This window comes from Pseudomonas sp. DTU_2021_1001937_2_SI_NGA_ILE_001 (assembly GCF_032463525.1).
GTDB lineage: Bacteria > Pseudomonadota > Gammaproteobacteria > Pseudomonadales > Pseudomonadaceae > Aquipseudomonas.
In genome coordinates this window covers 3,621,322-3,642,636 of the sequence record NZ_CP135971.1, presented here as the reverse complement: position 1 = coordinate 3,642,636, position 21,315 = coordinate 3,621,322, and the positions used below count along the sequence as shown (strand labels likewise).

Below are 21,315 nucleotides of genomic sequence, written 5' to 3'. Positions count from 1 at the left end.
GCGGGTTGTTCAACCTGCAGGAGCGGCTTCGGCCGCTCCTGCAGGTGAACCTGGGTTTAGTCCAGCTTGAGGACCTTGGCCAGGACGATCTTCGGGCCTTTCATTTTCTTGATGATGATACGCAGGCCTTCGAACTCCATCTGTTCTTCTTCTTCGGGAACCCGCTTGAGCGATTCATAGATCAACCCGGCGAGGGTCTCGGCTTCGATATGGTCGAGGTCGATGCCCAGCAGGCGTTCGATCTTGAACAGTGGCGTGTCGCCACGCACCAGCAGCTTGCCGGGCTGGTAGGCGAGGATGCCGCGTTCGACCTTGCGGTGCTCGTCCTGAATGTCACCGACCAGCACTTCCAGCACGTCTTCCATGGTCAGGTAGCCGATGACCTTGCCGTCGGCCTCTTCGACCAGGGCGAAGTGCGCGCTGCCCTGACGGAACTGCTCCAGCAGACGCGCCAGCGGCATGTGCCGGGACACGCGCTCCAGTGGGCGGATCAGGTCGGCGAGGTTGAACAGCTCGGGAATGTGGTCGAGTTCGGCCAGTTCCAGCAGCAGGTCCTTGATGTGCAGCAGGCCGACGAACTCGCCACGTTCGGCGTCGTACACCGGGTAGCGGCTGAACTTGTGACGGCGGAACTGCGCCAGGATTTCCTTGAGCGGTGCATGGAAGTCCAGTGAGACCATGTCTTCCCGGGAGTTGGCCCAGTCGACCACTTCCAGCTCGCCCATTTCCACCGCCGAGGCCAGCACGCGCATGCCCTGGTCGCTGGGGTCCTGGCCGCGGCTGGAGTGCAGGATCAGTTTCAGTTCGTCGCGGCTGTAGCTGTGTTCGTGGTGCGGGCCCGGCTCGCCTTGCCCGGCGATGCGCAGGATGGTGTTGGCGCTGGCGTTGAGCAGGTAGATGGCCGGGTACATCAGCCAGTAGAACAGGTACAGCGGCACGGCGGTCCACAGCGACAGCAGCTCGGGCTTGCGGATCGCCCAGGACTTGGGCGCCAGCTCGCCGACCACGATGTGCAGGTAGGAAATGATGAAGAACGCGGTGAAGAACGACACGCCCTTGATGATTTCCGGGCTGTCGACGCCTGCGGCGCCCAGCAGCGGTTCGAGCAGGTGAGCGAAGGCGGGCTCACCGACCCAGCCCAGGCCCAGCGAAGCCAGGGTAATGCCCAGCTGGCAGGCCGAGAGGTAGGCGTCCAGTTGCCCGTGTACGGTGCGCAGGATGCGCCCCCGCCAGCCATGCTGGTCGGCGATCGCCTCGACCCGGGTCGAGCGCAGCTTGACCATGGCGAACTCGGCGGCAACGAAGAAGCCATTGAGCAGCACCAGCAGGAAAGCGAAGAGAATCATGCCGAAATCGGCGAACAGTGAAGCCAGGTCGATACCAGGGGAAGGGTCCATGATGGGGAATTACGGTTTCCGTTTTATCTGAAGAGGGTTGGCCATTGACCACAGCGAATGCAAGGCCATGAGAAACGCAATGTAACGATTGCGCGCCAGCTTGCATAGGGACAGGCCGTCATGGGTCAGAGTTCGTCGAAGTCGTCGTCCGGGTCGGCCATTTGCACGGCAGAGAAATGGCAGACGAATACACTGCCCTTGCCCAGCACGCTGTTGATTTCCAGGGTGCCACGGTGGCGCAGCAGCACGTGCTTGACGATCGCCAGGCCCAGGCCGGTGCCGCCGGTGTTGGAGGCGCGGCTGGTGTCGACGCGATAGAAGCGCTCGGTCAGGCGCGGCAGGTGCTTGGCCTCGATGCCGATGCCCGAGTCCTGCACGCTCAGGTGGGCGCCGCGCGTGTCGGTCCACCAGCGGATGCGGATCTCGCCACCGGCCGGGGTGTACTTCACGGCGTTGAAGATCAGGTTGGAGAAAGCGCTGCGCAGCTCGGTCTCGCTGCCTTTGAGGCCCATGTCGCTGTCGATGCTGAGCAGGATGTTGTGCGCCTTGTCGGCCGACAGCGCCTGGGCGTCGTTGGCGATGGTCTGGAGCAGCGCGCCGACCGGCACCGGCTGGCTGTCGGAGGGGTAGTCGGTGGCTTCCAGCTTGGCCAGCAGCAGCAGGTCGTTGAGCAGGGTCTGCATGCGACTGCCCTGTTGGTGCATCTGCTGCAGCGCCCGCACCCAGCGCGGATTGACGTCCTCGCTGTTGTCCAGCAGCGTTTCCAGATAGCCGAAGATCACCGTCAGGGGCGTGCGCAGTTCGTGGGACACGTTGGCCACGAAATCCTTGCGCATCTGTTCCAGCTGGTGGATGCGGGTCACGTCGCGCACCAGCATCAGGTGCTCGTTGTTGCCGTAGCGGGTAATCAGCATCTGGATGCGGATGCGGTCGTTGCTGGGCGAGGGAATTTCCAGCGGCTCGGCGAAGTTGCCCTGGGCGAAGTATTCCTTGAAGCGCGGATGGCGCACCAGGTTGGTGACCGGCTGGCCGCCGTCCTGGGGGGTCTTCAGGCCCAGCAGGGTTTCCGCAGCGCGGTTCCACCATTCCAGGTTGCCGTCGGCATCGAGCATGATCACCGCGTCGCGCAGCGCGGCGGTGGACTCCTGGACGCGGTCGATGACCGCCTGCAGGCGGCCGCGCACGCGCTGGTCGCGGCGTTGCAGGTGGTAGATGCTGTCGAACACGTCGCCCCACAGGCCGTAACCGTCGGGCGGCGGCTCATCGGCCTTGTGGCTGCTCAGCCAGGCATGCAGGCGCAACAGTTGCTTGAGCGTCCAGGCCAGGTACAGGCCCAGCCCGATCGACAGGCTCCAGCCGTACTCGCCGCTGACCAGCCCCACCAGCATGCAGGCGGTGACCAGCAGCAACAGGTGGCGGATCAGGGTGCCGTGCCAGTTCGGGTTCAATTAAAGGTACATCCTTGTCTGTACGGCAAATTCTGGGCGTGGGGCTTCAGCTCTTGGTGGAGAAGCGGTAGCCGGTGCCGCGTACAGTCTGTACCAGGTTTTCATAGGCATCGCCCAAGGCCTTGCGCAGGCGGCGGATGTGCACGTCCACGGTGCGCTCTTCGACATACACGTTGCCGCCCCACACCTGGTCCAGCAGCTGGCCACGGGTGTAGGCGCGTTCCTGATGGGTCATGAAGAATTGCAGCAGGCGGTACTCGGTAGGACCCATTTCTGCCGGCTTGCCGTCGATGGTGACACGGTGGCTGATCGGGTCAAGCAGCAGCCCGCCGACTTCGATGGGCGCCTCGCCCTCCGTGGGGCCGGTGCGGCGCAGCACGGCCTTGAGACGGGCGACCAGCTCACGTGGCGAGAAGGGCTTGGTGATGTAGTCGTCGGCACCGACTTCCAGGCCCTGGATCTTGTTGTCCTCTTCGCCCTTGGCGGTGAGCATGATGATCGGGATGTTGCCGGTCAGCTCGTCGCGCTTGAGGCGGCGCGCCAGTTCGATACCCGAGGTGCCGGGCAGCATCCAGTCGAGCAGGATCAGGTCGGGCTTGCGGTCGATGATGATCGCGTGCGCCTGCTGCGAGTTCTCGGCTTCGAGGCATTCATAGCCGGCCATTTCCAATGCAACGGCGATCATCTCGCGGATGGGCGCTTCGTCGTCAACGATCAGAATGCTCCTGCCAACCATGCTTGAACCTCTTGTCATTTAACTGTCTTGGGGCGCATTAGATAACGGAATTATTGCAGTCGTGTGACATCTGTCCATCGCGCCGGGCTGGTGCTTGCCCGGCCGGCCTGGATTCAGCGCAGCAGATAGTCGGCAACGATACCGAGGAAAATCGCCATCCCCGCCCAGTGGTTGTGCAGGAATGCCTTGAAGCAGGCGTCGCGGTCACGCTCCCGGGTGCTGTGCCACTGCCAGGCGAAACAGGCGGCCGCCGCCAGCAGCCCCAAGTGGAAGGGCAGGCCCAGCTTGAACTGGCTGCCGGCCAGCAGCAGGCAGCCGAGGGCCAGGGCCTGCAGGGTCAGGATGATGGTGCGGTCGGCATCGCCGAACAGCACGGCGGTGGACTTCACGCCGATACGCAGGTCGTCGTCGCGGTCGACCATGGCGTAGTAGGTGTCGTAGGCCACTGTCCACAGCAGGTTGGCAATATAGAGAAGCCAGGCAGCCGCAGGCACCGTGCCGGTCTCGGCGGTGAAGGCCATCGGCATGCCCCAGGAGAACGCCGCTCCCAGCACCACCTGTGGGTAATAGGTGTAGCGCTTCATGAACGGGTAGCAGGCGGCCAGGGCCAGGCCACCGAACGACAGCCAGATGGTGGTGGCGTTGGTCAGCAGCACCAGCAGGAAGCTGAGCGCCACCAGGACGGCGAACAGCACCAGCGCCTCGCGGCTGCTGACCTTGCCGCTGGCCAGCGGGCGCTGCTGGGTGCGTTTGACGTGGCCGTCGACCTTGCGGTCGGCGAAGTCGTTGATCACGCAGCCGGCGGCGCGCATGAGGAACACGCCGACGACGAAGATCAGCACGTTGGCCAGCGATGGATGGCCGTTGCCGGCGACCCACAGCGCCCAGAGCGTCGGCCACAGCAGCAGGTAGACACCGATCGGCTTGTCGATCCGGGTCAGCTGGATGAAGTCCCAGGCACGCGGGTTGAGGCGGTTCAGGGATTTGAGCAGCGACAGGTACATCAGCTCGGTTCCTCGTTGTTCAGATCAGCAGCGTTCAGGGCGACCCAGAAAGCAGGCAGGAAAACCTCGGCCACCAGAATGCCCAGCGTGCCACGGCTGAACCGCGAGCGCCGTGCCCAGAGCCCTTCGGTACGCGCCTGGACCGGCAGCCACTGGGCCGGGTAGCGGCGCACGCGCAGGGCACCGCGGTCGAACGCCGGGTTGCTGAACAGCAGCTCGCCCAGTGAGCGGGTGCCCAGTGCATCCATGTGCAGGCCGCTGTCGCGCAGGGCCTCACGACCGGCCACGCTGCGCGCGAAGACCCAGGGTTCGTCCTGCCCCAGCAGATACACCTCGCGCACCCAGCCTTCGCTGCCCGGCGGCAGGTCCAGCGCGCTGCACTCGTCATCACGCAGGGGCTGCCAGCCTTCGGCCGAGGGCACGACACTGAAACGGTCATGCGACAGGCGGGTCAGGCGGCGGGTCAGGGAGTCCTGGTTGAACAGCCAGTCGAGTACCTGGGCGGTGGGCAGAGTATCGAGCTGCTCGCGGGCGAGCCACGAGGCGTCGGCAGCTGAAGGGGTGTGCTGGGTCACGGTAAGCCATTGGCGGCAGTTTTCGAGGCGCCGAGCTTAACATGCCGCCCGCGGGCCCGGTTGCGTCTCAGGACATACCCTCAGGTTATGAAAACACCGCTGTCAGGCACGGAATAGACCCGCCGCACGTCGGTTTCGGAATAAAACGGTCGTTTTGTCGACAGGCGCCGGTTTTTCTTCGCAGATTCATCTTGCTCCCACTGGCGCGGGCGTTTTTGGCATGCCATTCTGCTGTTCGACTGCCGTCGCGTGGAGCCGCGACGGTACCTGCTGACGCTCGACACAGAGCGCTGCGGGACATAAAAACAAAAAACCGTACAAGAGGCTTAGTACATGCGCAAACCAGATCTAGCAGCAGCCATCGCCGAAAAAGCGGACCTCACCAAAGACCAGTCCACCCGCGTTCTCAACGCCATTCTCGAAGAAATTACCGGCGCCCTGCACCGCAAGGACAGCGTGACCCTGGTCGGCTTCGGCACGTTCCTGCAACGTCACCGCGGCGCCCGTACCGGCAAGAACCCGCAGACCGGTGAGCCGGTGAAGATCAAGGCGAGCAACACCGTATCCTTCAAGCCAGGCAAGGCACTGAAAGACTCCGTGAACTGACCCCGCAGGCCCTTGGGCCCGGCCAGCACGGCGCGTACCCCAAGCCCCCTTTGCAGGGGGCTTTTTCGTTGTGCAGGGTTTACGACGGCTTAGGAAAACTCCTACGCATAAGAGTAAGGCCCCGGTTTCTTTCGCAGATTTTCCTGACTTTTTTATCGAACTTGTCCCCGTAAAGTGCGCGCCGCTGTACTTCACAACAACTGCCTTTTTCTGGGACGACCAATGAAAAAACCATGGATGCCCGCCGCCCTCGCGGCCCTGATCGCCACCACCAGCGGCTGCGTCAGCTACAACGTCAGCCAGCCGTCGGCGCCACTGTCCGGTAACGTGCAGGCCGACCTGAAAGCCGATGTCAGCGTGGGCGGGCCGATCTCCGGCGAATCCTCGACCAACGTGCTGTTCAACTTCCTGACCCTGGGCGCGGACAATCAGTACGCCGACGGGGTGGCCTATGGCGGTTCTGCCGCTGGCGGCCTGGCGTTGGGCCTGCCGGATCCGGTGTCCACCACCAAGGCGGCGGCGGCCTACAAGGCGGTCAAGGCCTCCGGTGCCGACCTGATCGTTGCGCCACGCTATGAGGTGAAAGTGCAGGACTACTTCATCTTCAAGAAGGTCGACGTGAAGGTCATGGGCAACAAGGGCACGATCAACGGCATTCGCTGATCGGTTCGCGCCCCGGTCGGTCTGGGCATGGGCCGACCGGGGTGCTCTTCGGCACGCTGACGTGCGGGAAAATCATGCACCGAACGGCTACACTCCCCGCCCTCCTGTCCACTGGATCCCTGCCGAGGCGGCGTGCATGAAATTTCGTTTTCTTCTCTGGGCGCTGGGCCTGCTGATGGTGCGCGCCAGCCGCAACAATCCCGAGTTCCAGCAGCAATTGGCCGACAAGGCGCTGACGTTCCAGCTGCAGACCGCCGATGGCAAGATCGCCCGGCATTACATCGTGCATGAACAACGTGTGCGCAGTGTCGCCGGGATGGTAGAGGCGCCGGCCTTCGCCATCGCCTTCAAGGACGCGGCCTACGGATTCGCCACGCTGCAGGCGACCAACAAGCAGCTGGCCTTCATGCAGGGCATCCAGAACAAGGACATCCAGATCAAGGGCAACCCTGCGCTGGTCATCTGGTTCCAGGACCTGACCCGTTACCTCAAGCCCAGGAAGAAGGGCTGAGGCCAGGCATTGGCTATGGCAGTTCCAGCCCTCCCGCAGCCTTGTGCAAGGCGCGCAGGTGGGTGCTGACCTGCTTGAGGTTGTCTTCCACAGCCGTGATCTCGGCAGCTCGCTCGGGCTCGAGCAGGGCGCGTACTTCGCCGTCCAGGTCGCCGGTCAGGCGCTTGAGGCGTTTCTGCCGTTCACTGCTTTGCGCTTCCAGGCGTTTCCATTCATCGGCTTGTGGCAGGCCATAGCCGTCGCTGCCCAGCAATTCGGCCGGGCGGCTGAGGAAGCCACTGTTGGCGAGGATCGCCTGCAGCGTACCGGTGGCCTTTGATACGCGGCCGTCCTTTTGCTCACGGGCGCTCAGGTAGCGCTGCTTGACCTCGTCCTGGGCCAGCAGCAACTCACGGCGCAGGCTGGCCTGCTCTAGCAGCAGGAGAGCGGCACTGGTGCGCAGGTCGGCCTGGGCGAACCACTGGCGGCGCTGCTGCGCCGGTTGCTGAAGCCAGTCTTCCACGGTGTTCTGGGGAATCGGCAGCTGCTTCTTCAGCACCCCGAACATGGCCTGATAGCGGTCACGGTAGGAGTCGAACCGGTAGCCCAGGCGCAGCGCGCGCTTGGGGTCGTCGAGCACGCTGGTGTCGGCCAGCCCGCGCCCCTTGAGCACTTCCAGCAGGCCGTTGGGCAGGATGCTGTCCAGGCCGTTGAGTTGCGGGTTGTAGGTGCCGCTGCGCAGCAGCTTGAGGGTTTCCACCGCGCAGTTGTTGGACAGGAAGTAGTAGTCGCCGTCGTAGCTCCAGTGCATCTCGGCGGCGTGCCGCACCAGGTCGTCGATCTCCTGGCGGTCGAGCTTCAGCGGCACCGAGGCCAGGCTGCGCAGTTCGGTCTTGGTGTATTCGTCGATGACCTGGCCCAGTGGCAGCACGAACAGCCGCGACGGGTAGGCGCCGGTCAGGCCGTCCCAGCTCGACAGCTGCACGTCACCGACGAACGCCCGGTAAGACAGCACCAGATGTTGGTCGAGGTCCAGGCGGCAATCCGGGCCGCGTGGCCGCCCCGGTTTGCAGATCACCAGGCGCAGCATGCTGTGCCCCCAGCGGCTCATCAGGTTCTGGTTGGCTTCGGCCAGCAGGTAGTCCACCTCGTAGACCCGCTCTGGGTCGAGCTTGCCCAGTGGCTCGCGGGCAAAGTCGTTGCCGGCGTTCAGGTACGGATAAAAGGAAGGGCAGGCCTGTTGATTCGGCGGCGCCCAGCCGAACTGCTGCTTGTACCAGGCGTATAGCGCAGGGCGCCGGCAGGCATAGGCCGGGTCGAGCAGGAAGTACTCCATGTTGACGGCGACGAACTCCAGCGGGCTGGTCAGCTCGTAGGTGTCTGGGCTGCGCACCATCTGGCCGTTGTGTTGTTCGCGCTCACCGCGTCGCCCGACGTACTGCTGCCAGCCGGCCAGGTCGAGCAGGCGCGGATCGTCGCTCAGGGTAAAGCGCCGCTCGGTCTGGCCCCGGCACTCATCGGCCAGGCCGACTTTGCCAAGGGTGGCGTGCTGGCGCGCGCAGCGCACGATCAGTGCGCGCTGGTCCGCGGGCCACAGGCGCGCGCGGTCGTAGACGTGGGTCAGTTCGTGCAGCACGGTGGCCAGCAGCTCGCGGCGCACCGTGCCGTGCGGGCGGCCGGTCTGCTCGGTGGCTGCGGAGCCTTCGGTCAGGGAGGCCAGCAGGCGGGTATTGAGGTACAGCTGGTAAGGGCCGGCGGCCTGCCCGTAGGCGTTGGCCGGCATGTCGGTGGACCAGCTGATGTGCACTTCACGGTCAAGGTTGTGGATGAAGCGCGGCGGCAAGGCCTGCATGGCTTCATCCAGCAGTGTCTGGGTGGCCTGGCGCTGGGCCGGGTTCAGGCCGGAGTCCTTCAGGACCAGGCGCAGATCGGCGAATGCAGGCAGCGCGACCAGGGTCAGCGCAGCGGCCAGCAGCCAGCCACCCAGGCGCCTCACAATGCGAGGATGGCTTCGGCCAGGGTCCGGTCGCTGGCGTTGCGCGCCTCGGGCAGCCGGTCACGCAGGGTGTCGAAGGCGGCATCCAGGCGGGCGCCGTGGATGTCACCACCGCTCGCCACGTAGCTGGCCGCATCGTCCCTGGCTTCCATGACGACCTTGGAGTCGCGGATGGAGGTGGTGGTGTCGGAGGTAAAGTCGATTGAACGGCCGAAAGCACGAACGATGATGTTGCTGGTCGCCACCAGGGTCTGGGCCTGGGCCAGATCGGCCATCAGCAGCATGCCGAGTGTCGCGGCAATCAACGGGGTACGCATGTAACGTCTCCAGGAGCAGAAGCAAAAAAGTGACTATTGGACGAGAATTGCCTCGGCCAGTTCAAGGTCGCTGGCATGAAGTTTCGCCTGGCTCTTGCGCAGCTGGTGCAACGCCGATTCAAGGCGTGCGCCGCGCAGTTGACCATCGGTGGCGACGAACGCGGCGGCATCGTCCTGGGCGGCCTGGATCAGCTTGTTGTCGAATGGCGCACTGGTGACCTGGCTGGTCACGTAACCGCTGACCACCACGCCCTGGGTCGTCGGATCGAAGGCCAGGGCGGGGGACATCCAGATCAGGCTGGCCAGGGAAGGCAGGAACAACAGTTTGGATAGACGCATGATCTTCGGGGCAATCTTGGAACGAAGCGCAAGGCTAGCCTAATGCCCGAAACAGAGCTACCCCGTAGTGCCGCCCGGTACGGATCTCAAAGAGCCAGGATAGCCTCGGCCAGCTGGGCATCGCTGGCCTGCAGGGCGGGCTGCTGCTGACGGATGTGCGCCAGGGCCGCTTCCAGCCGGGCACCGCGGATTTCACCGGCGCTGCCTACGAAGGTCGCCGCTTCGTCACGGGCCTCACGGACCAGTTTGTTGTCACGCAGCGACGAGGTGACGTCGGAGGTGGCGTCAGTGGACGCACCCACGGCGCCCACGATGGCGTCGGTGGTAACCAGAAAGCTGCTGGCGAAGGCGCCGCAGGAAGCGCTCAGTAGCAGGGTCGCGGTGAGAATGCGCAGGGTGGACATACAAGTCTCCGTTACAGGCACAGGTGCAGGGAAGGTCGCCAAGATAGCGTCGAGCGTAACCCAGACGCCAGAGGGCGGCTATCGCGGCGCTTGGCCAGAGGTGTGAACTGTTATGGTGTATTCGGTGTTTTTGTTTAACTGTTATGTTCTTCATTTGCCGACGCCGAAAACGACGAAGCCCGTCAGCAGTTGCCTGCGACGGGCTTCGTGGGAATTCGGTGGACCGGCTGGATGACCTTGGGGTCAATGTGCCGGTGCGCGCCGTATCAACGCCAGAATGGCTTGCTCAGCTCTTCGTAACGCTGCGATTCGCTGATACCGGCGTCAGCCAGCAGGCGGGCATCCAGGCGAGCCAGTTGACGGCGGCTGGCCAGGCGACGCTGCCACAGCATCAGGGTAGCGAGGGCGCGCAGAGGCAGGCTGGCCTGGGCATTGGAAACGGTGCTTTCTACAAAAAGATCGGAACTGATTGTACGTTCCATGGTGTGACTTCCTTCCGCTTGTGGCGGGATTAGAGAGTGGCTTGACTGGTGCCTATCTTCCTCTCGTCGTGTCATCTTCTACAGACACAGTTCAGTTGTATTGTGAGAGTTCAGTTAACTGTTTATAGGGGCTGTTTTGTTCCTAAATGGGGCAACTGTACTGGTTCGCACCTGTTTGGTGCGTTTTTGCTGGGGTGCGACGAGAATCGACTGGAAAACGTCGGTTTTGGACCAGTACAGCATTACAGTTTTTGTCAGTTCAAACGGTTGAGGTCTGGACTGTACCGTTGCAAACCTCAACCTCCTGAACCTGTGAACCTCATACCGCCAGCATGCGTCCGGTTTCTTCAAGGTTGAGGTGCCAACTCAGTGCATCACGCAGCAGGTGAGGGGTGTGCCCACCCAGTGCGCTGGCTCGGCTGAAATAGTCATTCAGGGCCTCGCGATACGCCGGGTGCACGCAGTTGTCGATGATTACCCGGGCCCGCTCGCGAGGTGCCAGGCCACGCAGGTCGGCCAGGCCCTGTTCGGTGACCAGGATGTCCACATCATGCTCGGTATGGTCGACGTGACTGACCATGGGCACCACGCTGGAAATGGCACCGCCCTTGGCAATCGACTTGGTGACGAAGATGGCCAGGTGGGCATTGCGCGAGAAATCGCCCGAGCCGCCGATGCCGTTCATCATCCGCGTACCGCACACGTGGGTGGAATTGACGTTACCGTACAGATCGAATTCCAGAGCGGTGTTAATGCCGATGATGCCCAGGCGGCGGATGACTTCGGGGTGATTGGAGATTTCCTGCGGGCGCAGCACCAGCTTCGACTTGTAGCGGTTGAAGTCGGCGAATACCTGGGCATGTTTGGGCGCCGACAGGGTCATGGAGCTGCCAGAGGCGAAATCCAGCTTGCCTGCATCGAACAGGTCGAAGGTCGAGTCCTGCAGCACTTCGGAGTACATGGTCAGGTTTTCGAAGGGTGACGCCAGCAGGCCGTGCATCACGGCGTTGGCGATGGTGCCGATGCCGGCCTGCAGCGGCATCAGGCGGTCGGTGAGGCGTCCCTGGCGCACCTCGTTCTTGAAGAACTCCACCAGGTGATTGGCGATGGCCTGGGTCTCGATGTCCGGCGGCAGCACGGTGGACGGCGAGTCGGGCTGGTCGCTGATGACGATACCGACGATCTTTGCCGGGTCAATCTTCACCGCGTGGCTACCGATGCGCGAGTCGGCTTCCAGTACCGGAATCGGCAGGCGGGTCGGGCGGTAGCTGGGGATATAAACATCATGCAAGCCTTCCAGTTCCAGCGGCTGCGACAGGTTGATCTCGACGATCACCTGCTTGGCGAGAATGGCGAAACTTGCCGAGTTGCCCACCGAGGTGCTCAGTACCAGGTGGCCCTCTTCGGTAATCGCCACGCATTCGATGACGGCCAGGTCGACGGCCTTGATCTGCCGGTTGCGCAGTTGTTCGACCGTGTCGGAGAGGTGCTGGTCGATGAACATCACTTCGCCGGCGTTGATCGCCTTGCGCAGGGTGCTGTCGACCTGGAAGGGCATACGCCGCGACAGCACACCGGCTTCCGTGAGTTGCTTGTCCAGATCGTTGCCCAGGCTGGCGCCAGTCATCAGGCTGATCTTAAGCGGCGACACGCGCGCGCGCTCGGCCAGCGCGTGGGGCACCGCCTTGGCTTCGCCGGCGCGGGTGAAACCGCTCATGCCGACGGTCATGCCGTCTTCAATCAGGCCAGCGGCATCTGCCGCGCTCATCACCTTGCTCATCAGGCCAGGCATGCGGATACGATCACGGTACATGTTTTATTGTCTCGGGCTGTAAGCGAGCGCCAAGTCTAGTGGCTGGCGCGCCCGCCGTCGCCCGACCAAGGTCGTATTCGAAGGCTCTAATTGGCGGCTTTCAGGGCAAAACACCGTTACCGTGGCTGTAACAAAGCCCCGTGTGCCGGGGCGATGTAAAGAGCCGCGTCAGAGGTTTTCCACGGCCTTGACCATGTCTTCGATGACCTTCTTGGCGTCGCCGAACACCATCATGGTCTTGTCGAGATAGAACAGCTCGTTATCCAGGCCGGCATAGCCGCTGGCCATGGAGCGCTTGTTGACGATCACGGTTCGCGCCTTGTACGCCTCGAGGATCGGCATGCCGGCGATTGGCGATTTGGGGTCGTTCCGCGCGGCGGGGTTGACCACGTCGTTGGCGCCCAGCACGAGCACGACGTCGGCCTGGCCAAACTCGGAGTTGATGTCGTCCATCTCGAACACCTGGTCGTACGGGACTTCTGCCTCGGCAAGCAGTACGTTCATGTGCCCGGGCATGCGCCCGGCCACCGGGTGGATGGCGTATTTCACGGTCACCCCGTGATGGACCAGCTTCTCGGTCAGTTCCTTGAGGGCGTGCTGGGCGCGGGCGACCGCCAGGCCATAGCCAGGCACGATGATCACCGTATCGGCATTACCGAGCAGGAAGGTCGCGTCGTCGGCCGAGCCGGACTTCACGGCCCGTTGTGGCTGGCTGTTTCCACTCGGCCCGCTGTCTGCCGCAGTGCCGAAGCCGCCGCCGATGACGTTGAAGAATGAGCGGTTCATGGCCTTGCACATGATGTACGAGAGGATCGCGCCGCTGGAGCCGACCAGCGAACCGGCAATGATCAGCATCGAGTTGTTCAACGAAAAGCCGATCCCGGCGGCCGCCCAGCCCGAATAACTGTTGAGCATCGAGACCACCACCGGCATGTCGGCCCCGCCGATGGGGATGATCAGCAACACGCCAATCACGAAAGCCAAGGCCAGCATGAGGGCAAAGGCGCCGAGGCTGCCGCTGAACATGTAGGCCAGGCCGCAGACCAGGGTCGCCAGGCCGAGGATCAGGTTGAGCTTGTGCTGGCCGGCGAACTGTACCGGGGCGCCCTGGAACAGGCGAAACCTGTATTTGCCGGACAGTTTGCCGAAAGCGATGACCGACCCCGAAAAGGTGATAGCACCGATTGCCGCGCCCAGGAACAGCTCCAGGCGATTGCCCGTTGGAATGGCGTCGCCGATGTTCAGCACGATCCCCAGCGATTGCGGCTCCACCACGGCGGCGATGGCGATGAACACGGCAGCCAGGCCGATCATGCTGTGCATGAAGGCCACCAGCTCGGGCATCTTGGTCATTTCCACGCGCTTGGCCATGATCGAGCCAGCCGCGCCACCGACGAGCAGACCGAGCAGAATGTAGCCAACTCCGGCACTGGTGCCCTCCACCGTGGACAGCGCGGCCAGCTTGTACACCAGGCCGATGGTGGTGAGTACGGCCAATGCCATGCCGGCCATGCCGAACAGGTTGCCGCGCCGCGAAGTGGTCGGGTGCGAAAGCCCCTTGAGGGCCTGGATGAAGCACACCGCCGAGACCAGATAGAGCAGGGTAACGAGGTTCATGCTCATTTCTGCACCTCGTCCTTGGCCTTGCTCTTCTTCTTGAACATTTCCAGCATGCGCCGGGTGACCAGGAAGCCGCCGAACACGTTCACGGCGGCCAGCGCCACGGCCAGGGTACCCATGACCTTGCCCAGCGGTGTGACGGTCAAGGCGGCCGCCAGCATGGCGCCGACGATGACGATGGCCGAGATGGCATTGGTGACTGCCATCAGCGGTGTGTGCAGCGCAGGGGTGACGTTCCAGACCACGTGATAGCCGACATAGATGGCCAGCACGAAGATGATCAGGTTATAGATGCCTGGGGAGATCAGCTCTTGCATTGTCTTTGTTCTCAGCTGTTCTTGCGGATGATCTCGCCATCGCGGCACATCAGGCACGCGGCGACGATGTCGTCTTCGAGGTTGAGGTTCAGCACGCCGTCCTTGTCGAACAGCAGCTTCAGGAAATCCAGCAGGTTGCGGGCATAGAGCGCCGAGGCGTCGGCCGCCACCAGGGCCGGCAGGTTGGTATGCCCGACCAGCGTCACGCCGTGCTCTACCACCACTTGGTCCGCCACTGTCAGTGGGCAGTTGCCACCTTGGGCGGCGGCCAGGTCGATGACCACCGAGCCGGGCTTCATCTGTGCCACGGTGGCGGCGCTGAGCAGCACCGGCGCCTTGCGTCCAGGGATCAGTGCCGTGGTGATGACGATGTCCGATTGCCGGGCCCGCTCGTGCACTGCGGCCGCCTGGCGCTGCATCCAACTGGCTGGCATGGGGCGGGCGTAGCCACCGACGCCTTCGGCGCATTCACGTTCTTCGTCGGTTTCATACGGAACATCGATGAATTTCGCCCCCAGGGACTCGATCTGTTCGCGTACGGCCGGGCGCACGTCCGAGGCCTCGACCACCGCACCCAGGCGCTTGGCCGTGGCGATGGCCTGCAGACCCGCCACGCCCGCGCCGAGAATCAGTACGCGCGCCGCTTTCACGGTGCCGGCGGCGGTCATCAGCATCGGCATGAAGCGTGGGTAGTAGTGCGCGGCCAGCAACACGGCCTTGTAGCCGGCGATGTTGGCCTGTGACGACAGGACGTCGAGGCTCTGGGCTCTCGAGGTTCGTGGTGCGGCCTCCAGGGCGAAAGCGGTGATGCCCTGGCGGGCCATGCTGGCAATGATCGTGTCGTTGAACGGGTTGAGCATGCCGATCAGTAGCGTGCCGGGCTTCATGCGTGCCAGCTCGTCGTCGCTGGGGGCTGTGACCTTGAGCACCAATTGGGCGCTGAACACGTCGTCGACACTGCCGATGGCTGCTCCGGCGGCCAGGAAAGCGCTGTCCGGCACACCGGCATGAAGGCCGGCCGAGCTTTGCGCCGTGATTGCATGGCCCTGGCTGACCAGCTTCCTGACGGTTTCCGGCGTGGCGGCGACCCGGGTTTCACCCGCCTGTGTTTCGAGGGGGACACCTATGTGCACGGCAAGTCTCCTGCCTGTTTGTTCTTGTTGTCGGTGCGCCCAGGCACGAGCGGTGTGGGTGTGGGGCCTGGGTGCGTGGCCTCGAAGAATAGGTAACGAGACTTTGGTATGACTACAAGTCATCCTGTGACCCATTGTCGCAGCAGAAGGCGAAGGGCCTTAGCCCGTGGCGCTTACAGCTTGATTCAGGGCGTTTTCAGGTAAGAGTGGAGTGGTGGCCCGGGGTGCGCATGAAAATCTGACTGCAACGGGCTACAGGCCTTGAAATACGAGGCTTTTAAGCTATTTCTGGCAGCTTTTTGCAGGTTTCAGATTTACGACAATTGCTTATATATGTAGGTATTCAATGTCGTAACTACCTATTTGCGACACCGGCTGCGGGATGTTCTTCGGGCAGGGTGTAGCCGTGCGCCTGCTCGATCAGCCAGTTGCGGAAGGCTTGCAGGGAAACAGTCGAAGTCTTTCGTTCGGGAATCATCAGGTGGTAGGCCTTCGCACTGTTCAGCGCGTGAGGGCTGGCGATCACCAGGCGCTGTTCTTCGAGTTCACGCTGGATGAGGAAGGGCGGGATCAGGGCGATGCCCATCTCGTGCATGGCTGCCTGGGCGAGCATCGAGAACAGTTCGTAGCGCGGGCCGGTCATGTCGCGCGGCACATGCAACTGGCGCTCGCTGAACCACTGCCGCCAGGCATGCGGACGGGTGGTCTGCTGCAGCAGCGGCAACTGGGCGATGCGCTCGGCGCTGAGGGTGAGCTGGCCCTCCAGCAGTGTCGGGTTGCACACCGGCATGGGGTTTTCCCCCATCAGTCGATACGCCAGGGTGCCCGGCCAGTCGGCGTCGCCGAAGTAGATCGCGGCGTCGAAGTCGGTATCGGCGAACAGGAACGGCCGGGTGCGGTTGGTGAGGTTGACGGTGATTTCCGGGTGGCGGGTCTGGAAGTCCTTGAGGCGCGGCAGCAACCATTGGGTGCCGAAGGTCGGCACCACGGCCAGCTCTATCACACTGGTGCCTTGCTGGCCCATGACCGACAGGGTGTCGCGCTCCACGGCGTCCAGTTGCGAGGCGATGCGTCGGCTGTAGGACAGGCCGGCGTCGGTGAGTTTCACGCCGCGCCGCGAGCGCTTGAACAGCTCGATGCCGAGGAATGCTTCAAGGCTGCCAATTTGCCGGCAGATCGCGCTCTGGGTCAGGGACAGTTCGCTGGCAGCCTTGGTGAAGCTCTCATGGCGGGCGGCCGATTCGAAGCTGACCAGCGCAGCGGTGCTGGGAATCTTGCGGCGCATGTACCGAATCCTCACTCATTCCAGGTTTTATTGGCTTTAATCGTCTTTCGGAGTGAGAAACTAGCACAACCCCTTGCGAAATCCTCGTTTGTCCCGCCGCGCGGGCGGGTCTAGGCTTGCTGCATCAGATTGGCTCATTTGCACGAGGCATCAACCATGAGTGGCAAGGCAAGCTTCAACTGGATCGACCCCCTGTTGCTGGACCAGCAGTTGACCGAAGAGGAGCGCATGGTTCGCGACAGTGCCGAACAGTTCGCCCAGGACAAGCTGGCACCCCGTGTGTTGGAAGCCTTTCGGCATGAGCAGACCGACCCGGCGATTTTTCGCGAAATGGGTGAGGTGGGCCTGTTGGGCGCGACGATCCCCGAGGCTTATGGCGGCAGCGGCCTGAACTACGTTTGCTATGGGCTGATTGCCCGAGAGGTGGAGCGTATCGACTCCGGCTACCGCTCGATGATGAGCGTGCAGTCGTCGTTGGTGATGGTGCCGATCAACGAGTTCGGTTCCGAAGCGCAGAAGCAGAAGTACCTGCCCAAGCTGGCGTCGGGCGAGTGGATTGGCTGCTTTGGCCTGACCGAGCCCAACCATGGCTCCGATCCGGGATCCATGATCACCCGTGCCCGCAAGGTCGATGGCGGCTATCGCCTCAGCGGCGCGAAGATGTGGATCACCAACAGCCCCATCGCCGACGTGTTCGTGGTCTGGGCCAAGGATGACGCCGACGAGATTCGTGGTTTCATTCTCGAGAAGGGCTGGCAGGGGTTGAGCGCGCCGGCCATCCACGGCAAGGTCGGGCTGCGTGCGTCGATCACCGGCGAGATCGTCATGGACAACGTGTTCGTGCCCGAGGAAAACCGCTTTCCTGAGGTGCGTGGCCTGAAGGGGCCGTTCACCTGCCTGAACTCCGCACGCTACGGCATTTCCTGGGGCGCCCTGGGGGCTGCCGAGTTCTGCTGGCACACTGCCCGGCAATACACCCTCGATCGTCAGCAGTTCGGCCGTCCGCTGGCCGCCAACCAGCTGATCCAGAAGAAGCTCGCCGACATGCAGACCGAGATCACCCTGGCCCTGCAAGGCTGCCTGCGCCTGGGGCGGATGAAGGATGAAGGCACGGCGGCAGTGGAAATCACCTCGATCATGAAGCGCAACTCCTGCGGCAAGGCCCTGGATATCGCACGTATGGCCCGTGACATGCTCGGGGGCAACGGCATCAGTGACGAATTCGGCGTGGCTCGGCACCTGGTCAACCTGGAAGTGGTGAATACCTATGAAGGCACCCATGACGTGCATGCGCTGATCCTCGGCCGTGCGCAGACCGGCATCCAGGCGTTCTATTAATAGAAGGGGGCTGGCCATGGGCGCGTTGTCGCACATTCGCGTGCTGGATCTTTCCCGGGTACTGGCCGGTCCTTGGGCCGGGCAGATCCTTGCAGACCTCGGCGCGGAGGTCATCAAGGTCGAACGGCCGGGGGCTGGCGACGATACTCGCGCCTGGGGACCGCCCTTCCTCCAGGATGCCGAAGGTGAGAACACCAGCGAGGCGGCCTATTACCTGGCGGCCAACCGCAACAAGCAATCGGTGACCATCGACTTCACTCAGTCCGAGGGTCAGGCACTGGTGCGAGAGCTGGCTGCTCGCTCCGATGTGTTGATCGAGAATTTCAAGGTGGGTGGCCTGGCGGCCTACGGGCTGGACTACTCGTCACTGAAGGCCGTCAATCCACGGCTCATCTATTGCTCCATTACCGGGTTCGGTCAAAGCGGGCCCTATGCCAAGCGTGCCGGCTACGACTTCATGATCCAGGGCCTTGGCGGACTGATGAGCCTGACTGGCCGTTCCGAAGCCGAGGAGGGAGCCGGGCCGGTGAAGGTGGGCGTGGCGCTTACCGATATCCTCACTGGGCTGTACTCCAGTACGGCCATTCTGGCTGCGCTGGCGAGTCGCGAGCAGACCGGCAGCGGTCAGCACATCGATATGGCACTGCTGGACGTACAGGTGGCGTGCCTGGCCAATCAGGCGATGAACTACCTCACCACGGGTGTCGCGCCGCGGCGCCTGGGTAATGCCCATCCCAATATCGTGCCGTACCAGGACTTTCCTACTGCCGATGGCGACTTCATTCTCACCGTGGGCAACGACGGTCAGTTCAGGAAGTTCGCGGAAGTGGCGGGGCAGCCGCAGTGGGCGGACGATCCGCGCTTCCTGACCAACAAGCTGCGGGTGGCCAACCGCGCCGAACTGATTCCGCTGATCCGCCAGGCCACCGTATTCAAGACCACTGCTCAGTGGGTGGCGGAACTGGAAGCGGTGGGTGTGCCTTGTGGGCCGATCAACGATCTGGCACAGGTGTTTGCCGACCCTCAGGTGCTGGCCCGTGGCCTCGCCTTCGATTTGCCGCATGCGCTGGCAGGTCAGGTGCCCATGGTGGCCAGCCCGATTCGCTTGTCCGAGACGCCCGTGGAGTATCGGCGAGCGCCTCCTCTGTTGGGTGAGCATACTGAAGCGGTGCTGCGCTCGGTGCTGGGCAAAAGCCTGGAAGAGATCAGTGTCCTGCGTGAGGCGCGTGTTCTATAGATGCTGGCCTTCTCTATATATAGGAGGAGTGGTTTTGCTGGGGGCTGCACCGGTGTGGAGCATTTAATTTCAGTTTTTTGAAATTAACGGTTGACGGCCTTTCAGATGTCCTTATAATGCGCACCACTTCCAACGCGGAATGCACCGAAAACTCCTTGAGAATCAACGAGTTAAGGTGAAGCGAAAGAAGTGGTGCGAATCTTCGGATTCCGGCGGTGAAAAAGGCAGTTGACAGCAACTTAGGATGCTGTAAGATTCGCCTCCCGCTGACGAGATGATCGAATGATCGCTCGGCACGCAAGCGTTTCGAAGTTTGAATCGAGATTGAAACTTCTGAAAATAAACGCTTGACAGATTAAGAGGTTAGCGTAGAATGCGCGCCTCGGTTGAAGCGAAAGGCTCAACCAACCGCTCTTTAACAACTGAATCAAGCAATTCGTGTGGGTGCTTGCGCTGTCAGACTGAGAGTCACCAGATTATCAGCAACGTAAGTGACCATGCGAGAAATCACATAGTCATTTGAGATTGCTGAGCCAAGTTTAGGGTTTCTTAAAAACCCAAGCAGTATTGAACTGAAGAGTTTGATCATGGCTCAGATTGAACGCTGGCGGCAGGCCTAACACATGCAAGTCGAGCGGTAGAGAGAAGCTTGCTTCTCTTGAGAGCGGCGGACGGGTGAGTAATGCCTAGGAATCTGCCTGGTAGTGGGGGATAACGTCCGGAAACGGACGCTAATACCGCATACGTCCTACGGGAGAAAGTGGGGGCTCTTCGGACCTCACGCTATCAGATGAGCCTAGGTCGGATTAGCTAGTTGGTGAGGTAATGGCTCACCAAGGCGACGATCCGTAACTGGTCTGAGAGGATGATCAGTCACACTGGAACTGAGACACGGTCCAGACTCCTACGGGAGGCAGCAGTGGGGAATATTGGACAATGGGCGAAAGCCTGATCCAGCCATGCCGCGTGTGTGAAGAAGGTCTTCGGATTGTAAAGCACTTTAAGTTGGGAGGAAGGGTCGTTACCTAATACGTGGCGATTTTGACGTTACCGACAGAATAAGCACCGGCTAACTCTGTGCCAGCAGCCGCGGTAATACAGAGGGTGCAAGCGTTAATCGGAATTACTGGGCGTAAAGCGCGCGTAGGTGGTTTGTTAAGTTGGATGTGAAATCCCCGGGCTCAACCTGGGAACTGCATCCAAAACTGGCAAGCTAGAGTAGGGCAGAGGGTGGTGGAATTTCCTGTGTAGCGGTGAAATGCGTAGATATAGGAAGGAACACCAGTGGCGAAGGCGACCACCTGGGCTCATACTGACACTGAGGTGCGAAAGCGTGGGGAGCAAACAGGATTAGATACCCTGGTAGTCCACGCCGTAAACGATGTCAACTAGCCGTTGGAATCCTTGAGATTTTAGTGGCGCAGCTAACGCATTAAGTTGACCGCCTGGGGAGTACGGCCGCAAGGTTAAAACTCAAATGAATTGACGGGGGCCCGCACAAGCGGTGGAGCATGTGGTTTAATTCGAAGCAACGCGAAGAACCTTACCAGGCCTTGACATCCAGTGAACTTTCTAGAGATAGATTGGTGCCTTCGGGAACACTGAGACAGGTGCTGCATGGCTGTCGTCAGCTCGTGTCGTGAGATGTTGGGTTAAGTCCCGTAACGAGCGCAACCCTTGTCCTTAGTTACCAGCACGTTATGGTGGGCACTCTAAGGAGACTGCCGGTGACAAACCGGAGGAAGGTGGGGATGACGTCAAGTCATCATGGCCCTTACGGCCTGGGCTACACACGTGCTACAATGGTCGGTACAGAGGGTTGCCAAGCCGCGAGGTGGAGCTAATCTCACAAAACCGATCGTAGTCCGGATCGCAGTCTGCAACTCGACTGCGTGAAGTCGGAATCGCTAGTAATCGCGAATCAGAATGTCGCGGTGAATACGTTCCCGGGCCTTGTACACACCGCCCGTCACACCATGGGAGTGGGTTGCACCAGAAGTAGCTAGTCTAACCTTCGGGAGGACGGTTACCACGGTGTGATTCATGACTGGGGTGAAGTCGTAACAAGGTAGCCGTAGGGGAACCTGCGGCTGGATCACCTCCTTAATCGACGAC

20 protein-coding genes and 1 rRNA gene are annotated in these 21,315 nt (G+C 62.1%); 6 read left to right on the top strand and 15 right to left on the bottom strand.

The window, feature by feature from the left end; translation table 11 throughout:
• Positions 1-56: 56 nt before the first annotated feature.
• From RRX38_RS15665 to RRX38_RS15645, 5 genes are all read right to left on the bottom strand, one after another.
• A complete protein-coding gene (locus RRX38_RS15665; RefSeq protein ID WP_295476727.1) occupies positions 57-1,397 on the bottom strand; it encodes a hemolysin family protein in 1,341 nt (446 codons plus the stop codon).
• 125 nt (positions 1,398-1,522) lie between these two features.
• On the bottom strand, positions 1,523-2,785 hold the full coding sequence (gene phoR, locus RRX38_RS15660; protein WP_410524910.1) for a phosphate regulon sensor histidine kinase PhoR: 1,263 nt from the start codon (positions 2,783-2,785) through the stop codon (positions 1,523-1,525).
• 106 nt (positions 2,786-2,891) lie between these two features.
• Entirely contained in the window at positions 2,892-3,581 is a 690-nt protein-coding gene (gene phoB / locus RRX38_RS15655) for a phosphate regulon transcriptional regulator PhoB (protein WP_295476725.1), read from the bottom strand.
• A gap of 113 nt (positions 3,582-3,694) precedes the next feature.
• Complete coding sequence (gene ubiA, locus RRX38_RS15650; protein WP_315959847.1) at positions 3,695-4,585, bottom strand: 4-hydroxybenzoate octaprenyltransferase; 891 nt, start codon at positions 4,583-4,585, stop codon at positions 3,695-3,697.
• Positions 4,585-5,160: a chorismate--pyruvate lyase family protein gene (locus RRX38_RS15645; RefSeq protein ID WP_315959846.1), complete on the bottom strand. Its 576-nt coding sequence runs from the start codon at positions 5,158-5,160 to the stop codon at positions 4,585-4,587. Before RRX38_RS15645 ends, ubiA begins: the two co-directional genes overlap by 1 nt.
• A 333-nt stretch (positions 5,161-5,493) precedes the next feature.
• On the opposite strand from RRX38_RS15645, the gene RRX38_RS15640 reads away from it, so the two are divergent.
• The 3 genes from RRX38_RS15640 to RRX38_RS15630 all read left to right on the top strand — a co-directional run bounded on the left by RRX38_RS15640 (position 5,494) and on the right by RRX38_RS15630 (position 6,940).
• Positions 5,494-5,766 carry an HU family DNA-binding protein gene (locus RRX38_RS15640; protein WP_295476722.1) on the top strand — a complete coding sequence of 91 codons (273 nt, stop codon included), beginning with the start codon at positions 5,494-5,496 and terminating at the stop codon, positions 5,764-5,766.
• A gap of 222 nt (positions 5,767-5,988) precedes the next feature.
• Positions 5,989-6,429, top strand: coding sequence for a hypothetical protein (locus RRX38_RS15635; RefSeq protein WP_315959845.1), 441 nt, complete (start codon positions 5,989-5,991; stop codon positions 6,427-6,429).
• A gap of 136 nt (positions 6,430-6,565) precedes the next feature.
• Positions 6,566-6,940, top strand: coding sequence for a helicase (locus RRX38_RS15630; RefSeq protein WP_315959844.1), 375 nt, complete (start codon positions 6,566-6,568; stop codon positions 6,938-6,940).
• 13 nt (positions 6,941-6,953) lie between these two features.
• On the opposite strand, the gene RRX38_RS15625 is transcribed toward RRX38_RS15630, so the two are convergent.
• The 10 genes from RRX38_RS15625 to RRX38_RS15580 all read right to left on the bottom strand — a co-directional run bounded on the left by RRX38_RS15625 (position 6,954) and on the right by RRX38_RS15580 (position 16,625).
• Entirely contained in the window at positions 6,954-8,915 is a 1,962-nt protein-coding gene (locus RRX38_RS15625; RefSeq protein ID WP_315959843.1) for a DUF4105 domain-containing protein, read from the bottom strand.
• Entirely contained in the window at positions 8,912-9,232 is a 321-nt protein-coding gene (locus RRX38_RS15620; RefSeq protein ID WP_295476718.1) for a DUF2388 domain-containing protein, read from the bottom strand. The genes RRX38_RS15625 and RRX38_RS15620 overlap by 4 nt, the downstream gene beginning before the upstream one ends.
• 33 nt (positions 9,233-9,265) lie before the next feature.
• The gene (locus tag RRX38_RS15615) at positions 9,266-9,571 is read right to left on the bottom strand and encodes a DUF2388 domain-containing protein (protein WP_315959842.1); all 306 of its coding nucleotides are present in this window, start codon (positions 9,569-9,571) and stop codon (positions 9,266-9,268) included.
• Between the two features lie 86 nt (positions 9,572-9,657).
• Positions 9,658-9,975: a DUF2388 domain-containing protein gene (locus RRX38_RS15610; protein WP_295476716.1), complete on the bottom strand. Its 318-nt coding sequence runs from the start codon at positions 9,973-9,975 to the stop codon at positions 9,658-9,660.
• A gap of 266 nt (positions 9,976-10,241) precedes the next feature.
• The gene (locus tag RRX38_RS15605; RefSeq protein WP_295476715.1) at positions 10,242-10,457 is read right to left on the bottom strand and encodes a DUF1127 domain-containing protein; all 216 of its coding nucleotides are present in this window, start codon (positions 10,455-10,457) and stop codon (positions 10,242-10,244) included.
• A gap of 319 nt (positions 10,458-10,776) precedes the next feature.
• Positions 10,777-12,270: an acetyl-CoA hydrolase/transferase family protein gene (locus RRX38_RS15600; protein ID WP_315959841.1), complete on the bottom strand. Its 1,494-nt coding sequence runs from the start codon at positions 12,268-12,270 to the stop codon at positions 10,777-10,779.
• A 168-nt stretch (positions 12,271-12,438) separates the two neighbouring features.
• Entirely contained in the window at positions 12,439-13,893 is a 1,455-nt protein-coding gene (locus RRX38_RS15595) for an NAD(P)(+) transhydrogenase (Re/Si-specific) subunit beta (protein WP_315959840.1), read from the bottom strand.
• Positions 13,890-14,207 carry an NAD(P) transhydrogenase subunit alpha gene (locus RRX38_RS15590; RefSeq protein WP_295476712.1) on the bottom strand — a complete coding sequence of 106 codons (318 nt, stop codon included), beginning with the start codon at positions 14,205-14,207 and terminating at the stop codon, positions 13,890-13,892. The genes RRX38_RS15595 and RRX38_RS15590 overlap by 4 nt, the downstream gene beginning before the upstream one ends.
• 11 nt (positions 14,208-14,218) lie before the next feature.
• On the bottom strand, positions 14,219-15,340 hold the full coding sequence (locus RRX38_RS15585; RefSeq protein ID WP_315959839.1) for a Re/Si-specific NAD(P)(+) transhydrogenase subunit alpha: 1,122 nt from the start codon (positions 15,338-15,340) through the stop codon (positions 14,219-14,221).
• A 355-nt stretch (positions 15,341-15,695) separates the two neighbouring features.
• Complete coding sequence (locus tag RRX38_RS15580; RefSeq protein WP_315959838.1) at positions 15,696-16,625, bottom strand: LysR family transcriptional regulator; 930 nt, start codon at positions 16,623-16,625, stop codon at positions 15,696-15,698.
• Between the two features lie 156 nt (positions 16,626-16,781).
• On the opposite strand from RRX38_RS15580, the gene RRX38_RS15575 reads away from it, so the two are divergent.
• From RRX38_RS15575 to RRX38_RS15565, 3 genes are all read left to right on the top strand, one after another.
• The gene (locus RRX38_RS15575; RefSeq protein ID WP_295476709.1) at positions 16,782-17,963 is read left to right on the top strand and encodes an acyl-CoA dehydrogenase; all 1,182 of its coding nucleotides are present in this window, start codon (positions 16,782-16,784) and stop codon (positions 17,961-17,963) included.
• A 16-nt stretch (positions 17,964-17,979) separates the two neighbouring features.
• Complete coding sequence (locus tag RRX38_RS15570) at positions 17,980-19,200, top strand: CaiB/BaiF CoA-transferase family protein (RefSeq protein ID WP_315959837.1); 1,221 nt, start codon at positions 17,980-17,982, stop codon at positions 19,198-19,200.
• Positions 19,201-19,769: 569 nt separating this feature from the next.
• Positions 19,770-21,306: ribosomal RNA gene (locus tag RRX38_RS15565) — 16S ribosomal RNA — on the top strand.
• The last annotated feature ends 9 nt before the right edge of the window (positions 21,307-21,315 follow it).

Bases quoted from the DNA above. Each gene is read 5' to 3' on its own strand.
- RRX38_RS15665 (WP_295476727.1), bottom strand. From the start codon at position 1,397: ATGGACCCTTCCCCTGGTATCGACCTGGCTTCACTGTTCGCCGATTTC.
- phoR (WP_410524910.1), bottom strand. From the start codon at position 2,785: ATGCTGGTGGGGCTGGTCAGCGGCGAGTACGGCTGGAGCCTGTCGATC.
- phoB (WP_295476725.1), bottom strand. From the start codon at position 3,581: ATGGTTGGCAGGAGCATTCTGATCGTTGACGACGAAGCGCCCATCCGC.
- ubiA (WP_315959847.1), bottom strand. From the start codon at position 4,585: ATGTACCTGTCGCTGCTCAAATCCCTGAACCGCCTCAACCCGCGTGCC.
- RRX38_RS15640 (WP_295476722.1), top strand. From the start codon at position 5,494: ATGCGCAAACCAGATCTAGCAGCAGCCATCGCCGAAAAAGCGGACCTC.
- RRX38_RS15635 (WP_315959845.1), top strand. From the start codon at position 5,989: ATGAAAAAACCATGGATGCCCGCCGCCCTCGCGGCCCTGATCGCCACC.
- RRX38_RS15630 (WP_315959844.1), top strand. From the start codon at position 6,566: ATGAAATTTCGTTTTCTTCTCTGGGCGCTGGGCCTGCTGATGGTGCGC.
- RRX38_RS15620 (WP_295476718.1), bottom strand. From the start codon at position 9,232: ATGCGTACCCCGTTGATTGCCGCGACACTCGGCATGCTGCTGATGGCC.
- RRX38_RS15615 (WP_315959842.1), bottom strand. From the start codon at position 9,571: ATGCGTCTATCCAAACTGTTGTTCCTGCCTTCCCTGGCCAGCCTGATC.
- RRX38_RS15610 (WP_295476716.1), bottom strand. From the start codon at position 9,975: ATGTCCACCCTGCGCATTCTCACCGCGACCCTGCTACTGAGCGCTTCC.
- RRX38_RS15605 (WP_295476715.1), bottom strand. From the start codon at position 10,457: ATGGAACGTACAATCAGTTCCGATCTTTTTGTAGAAAGCACCGTTTCC.
- RRX38_RS15600 (WP_315959841.1), bottom strand. From the start codon at position 12,270: ATGTACCGTGATCGTATCCGCATGCCTGGCCTGATGAGCAAGGTGATG.
- RRX38_RS15595 (WP_315959840.1), bottom strand. From the start codon at position 13,893: ATGAGCATGAACCTCGTTACCCTGCTCTATCTGGTCTCGGCGGTGTGC.
- RRX38_RS15590 (WP_295476712.1), bottom strand. From the start codon at position 14,207: ATGCAAGAGCTGATCTCCCCAGGCATCTATAACCTGATCATCTTCGTG.
- RRX38_RS15580 (WP_315959838.1), bottom strand. From the start codon at position 16,625: ATGCGCCGCAAGATTCCCAGCACCGCTGCGCTGGTCAGCTTCGAATCG.
- RRX38_RS15575 (WP_295476709.1), top strand. From the start codon at position 16,782: ATGAGTGGCAAGGCAAGCTTCAACTGGATCGACCCCCTGTTGCTGGAC.
- RRX38_RS15570 (WP_315959837.1), top strand. From the start codon at position 17,980: ATGGGCGCGTTGTCGCACATTCGCGTGCTGGATCTTTCCCGGGTACTG.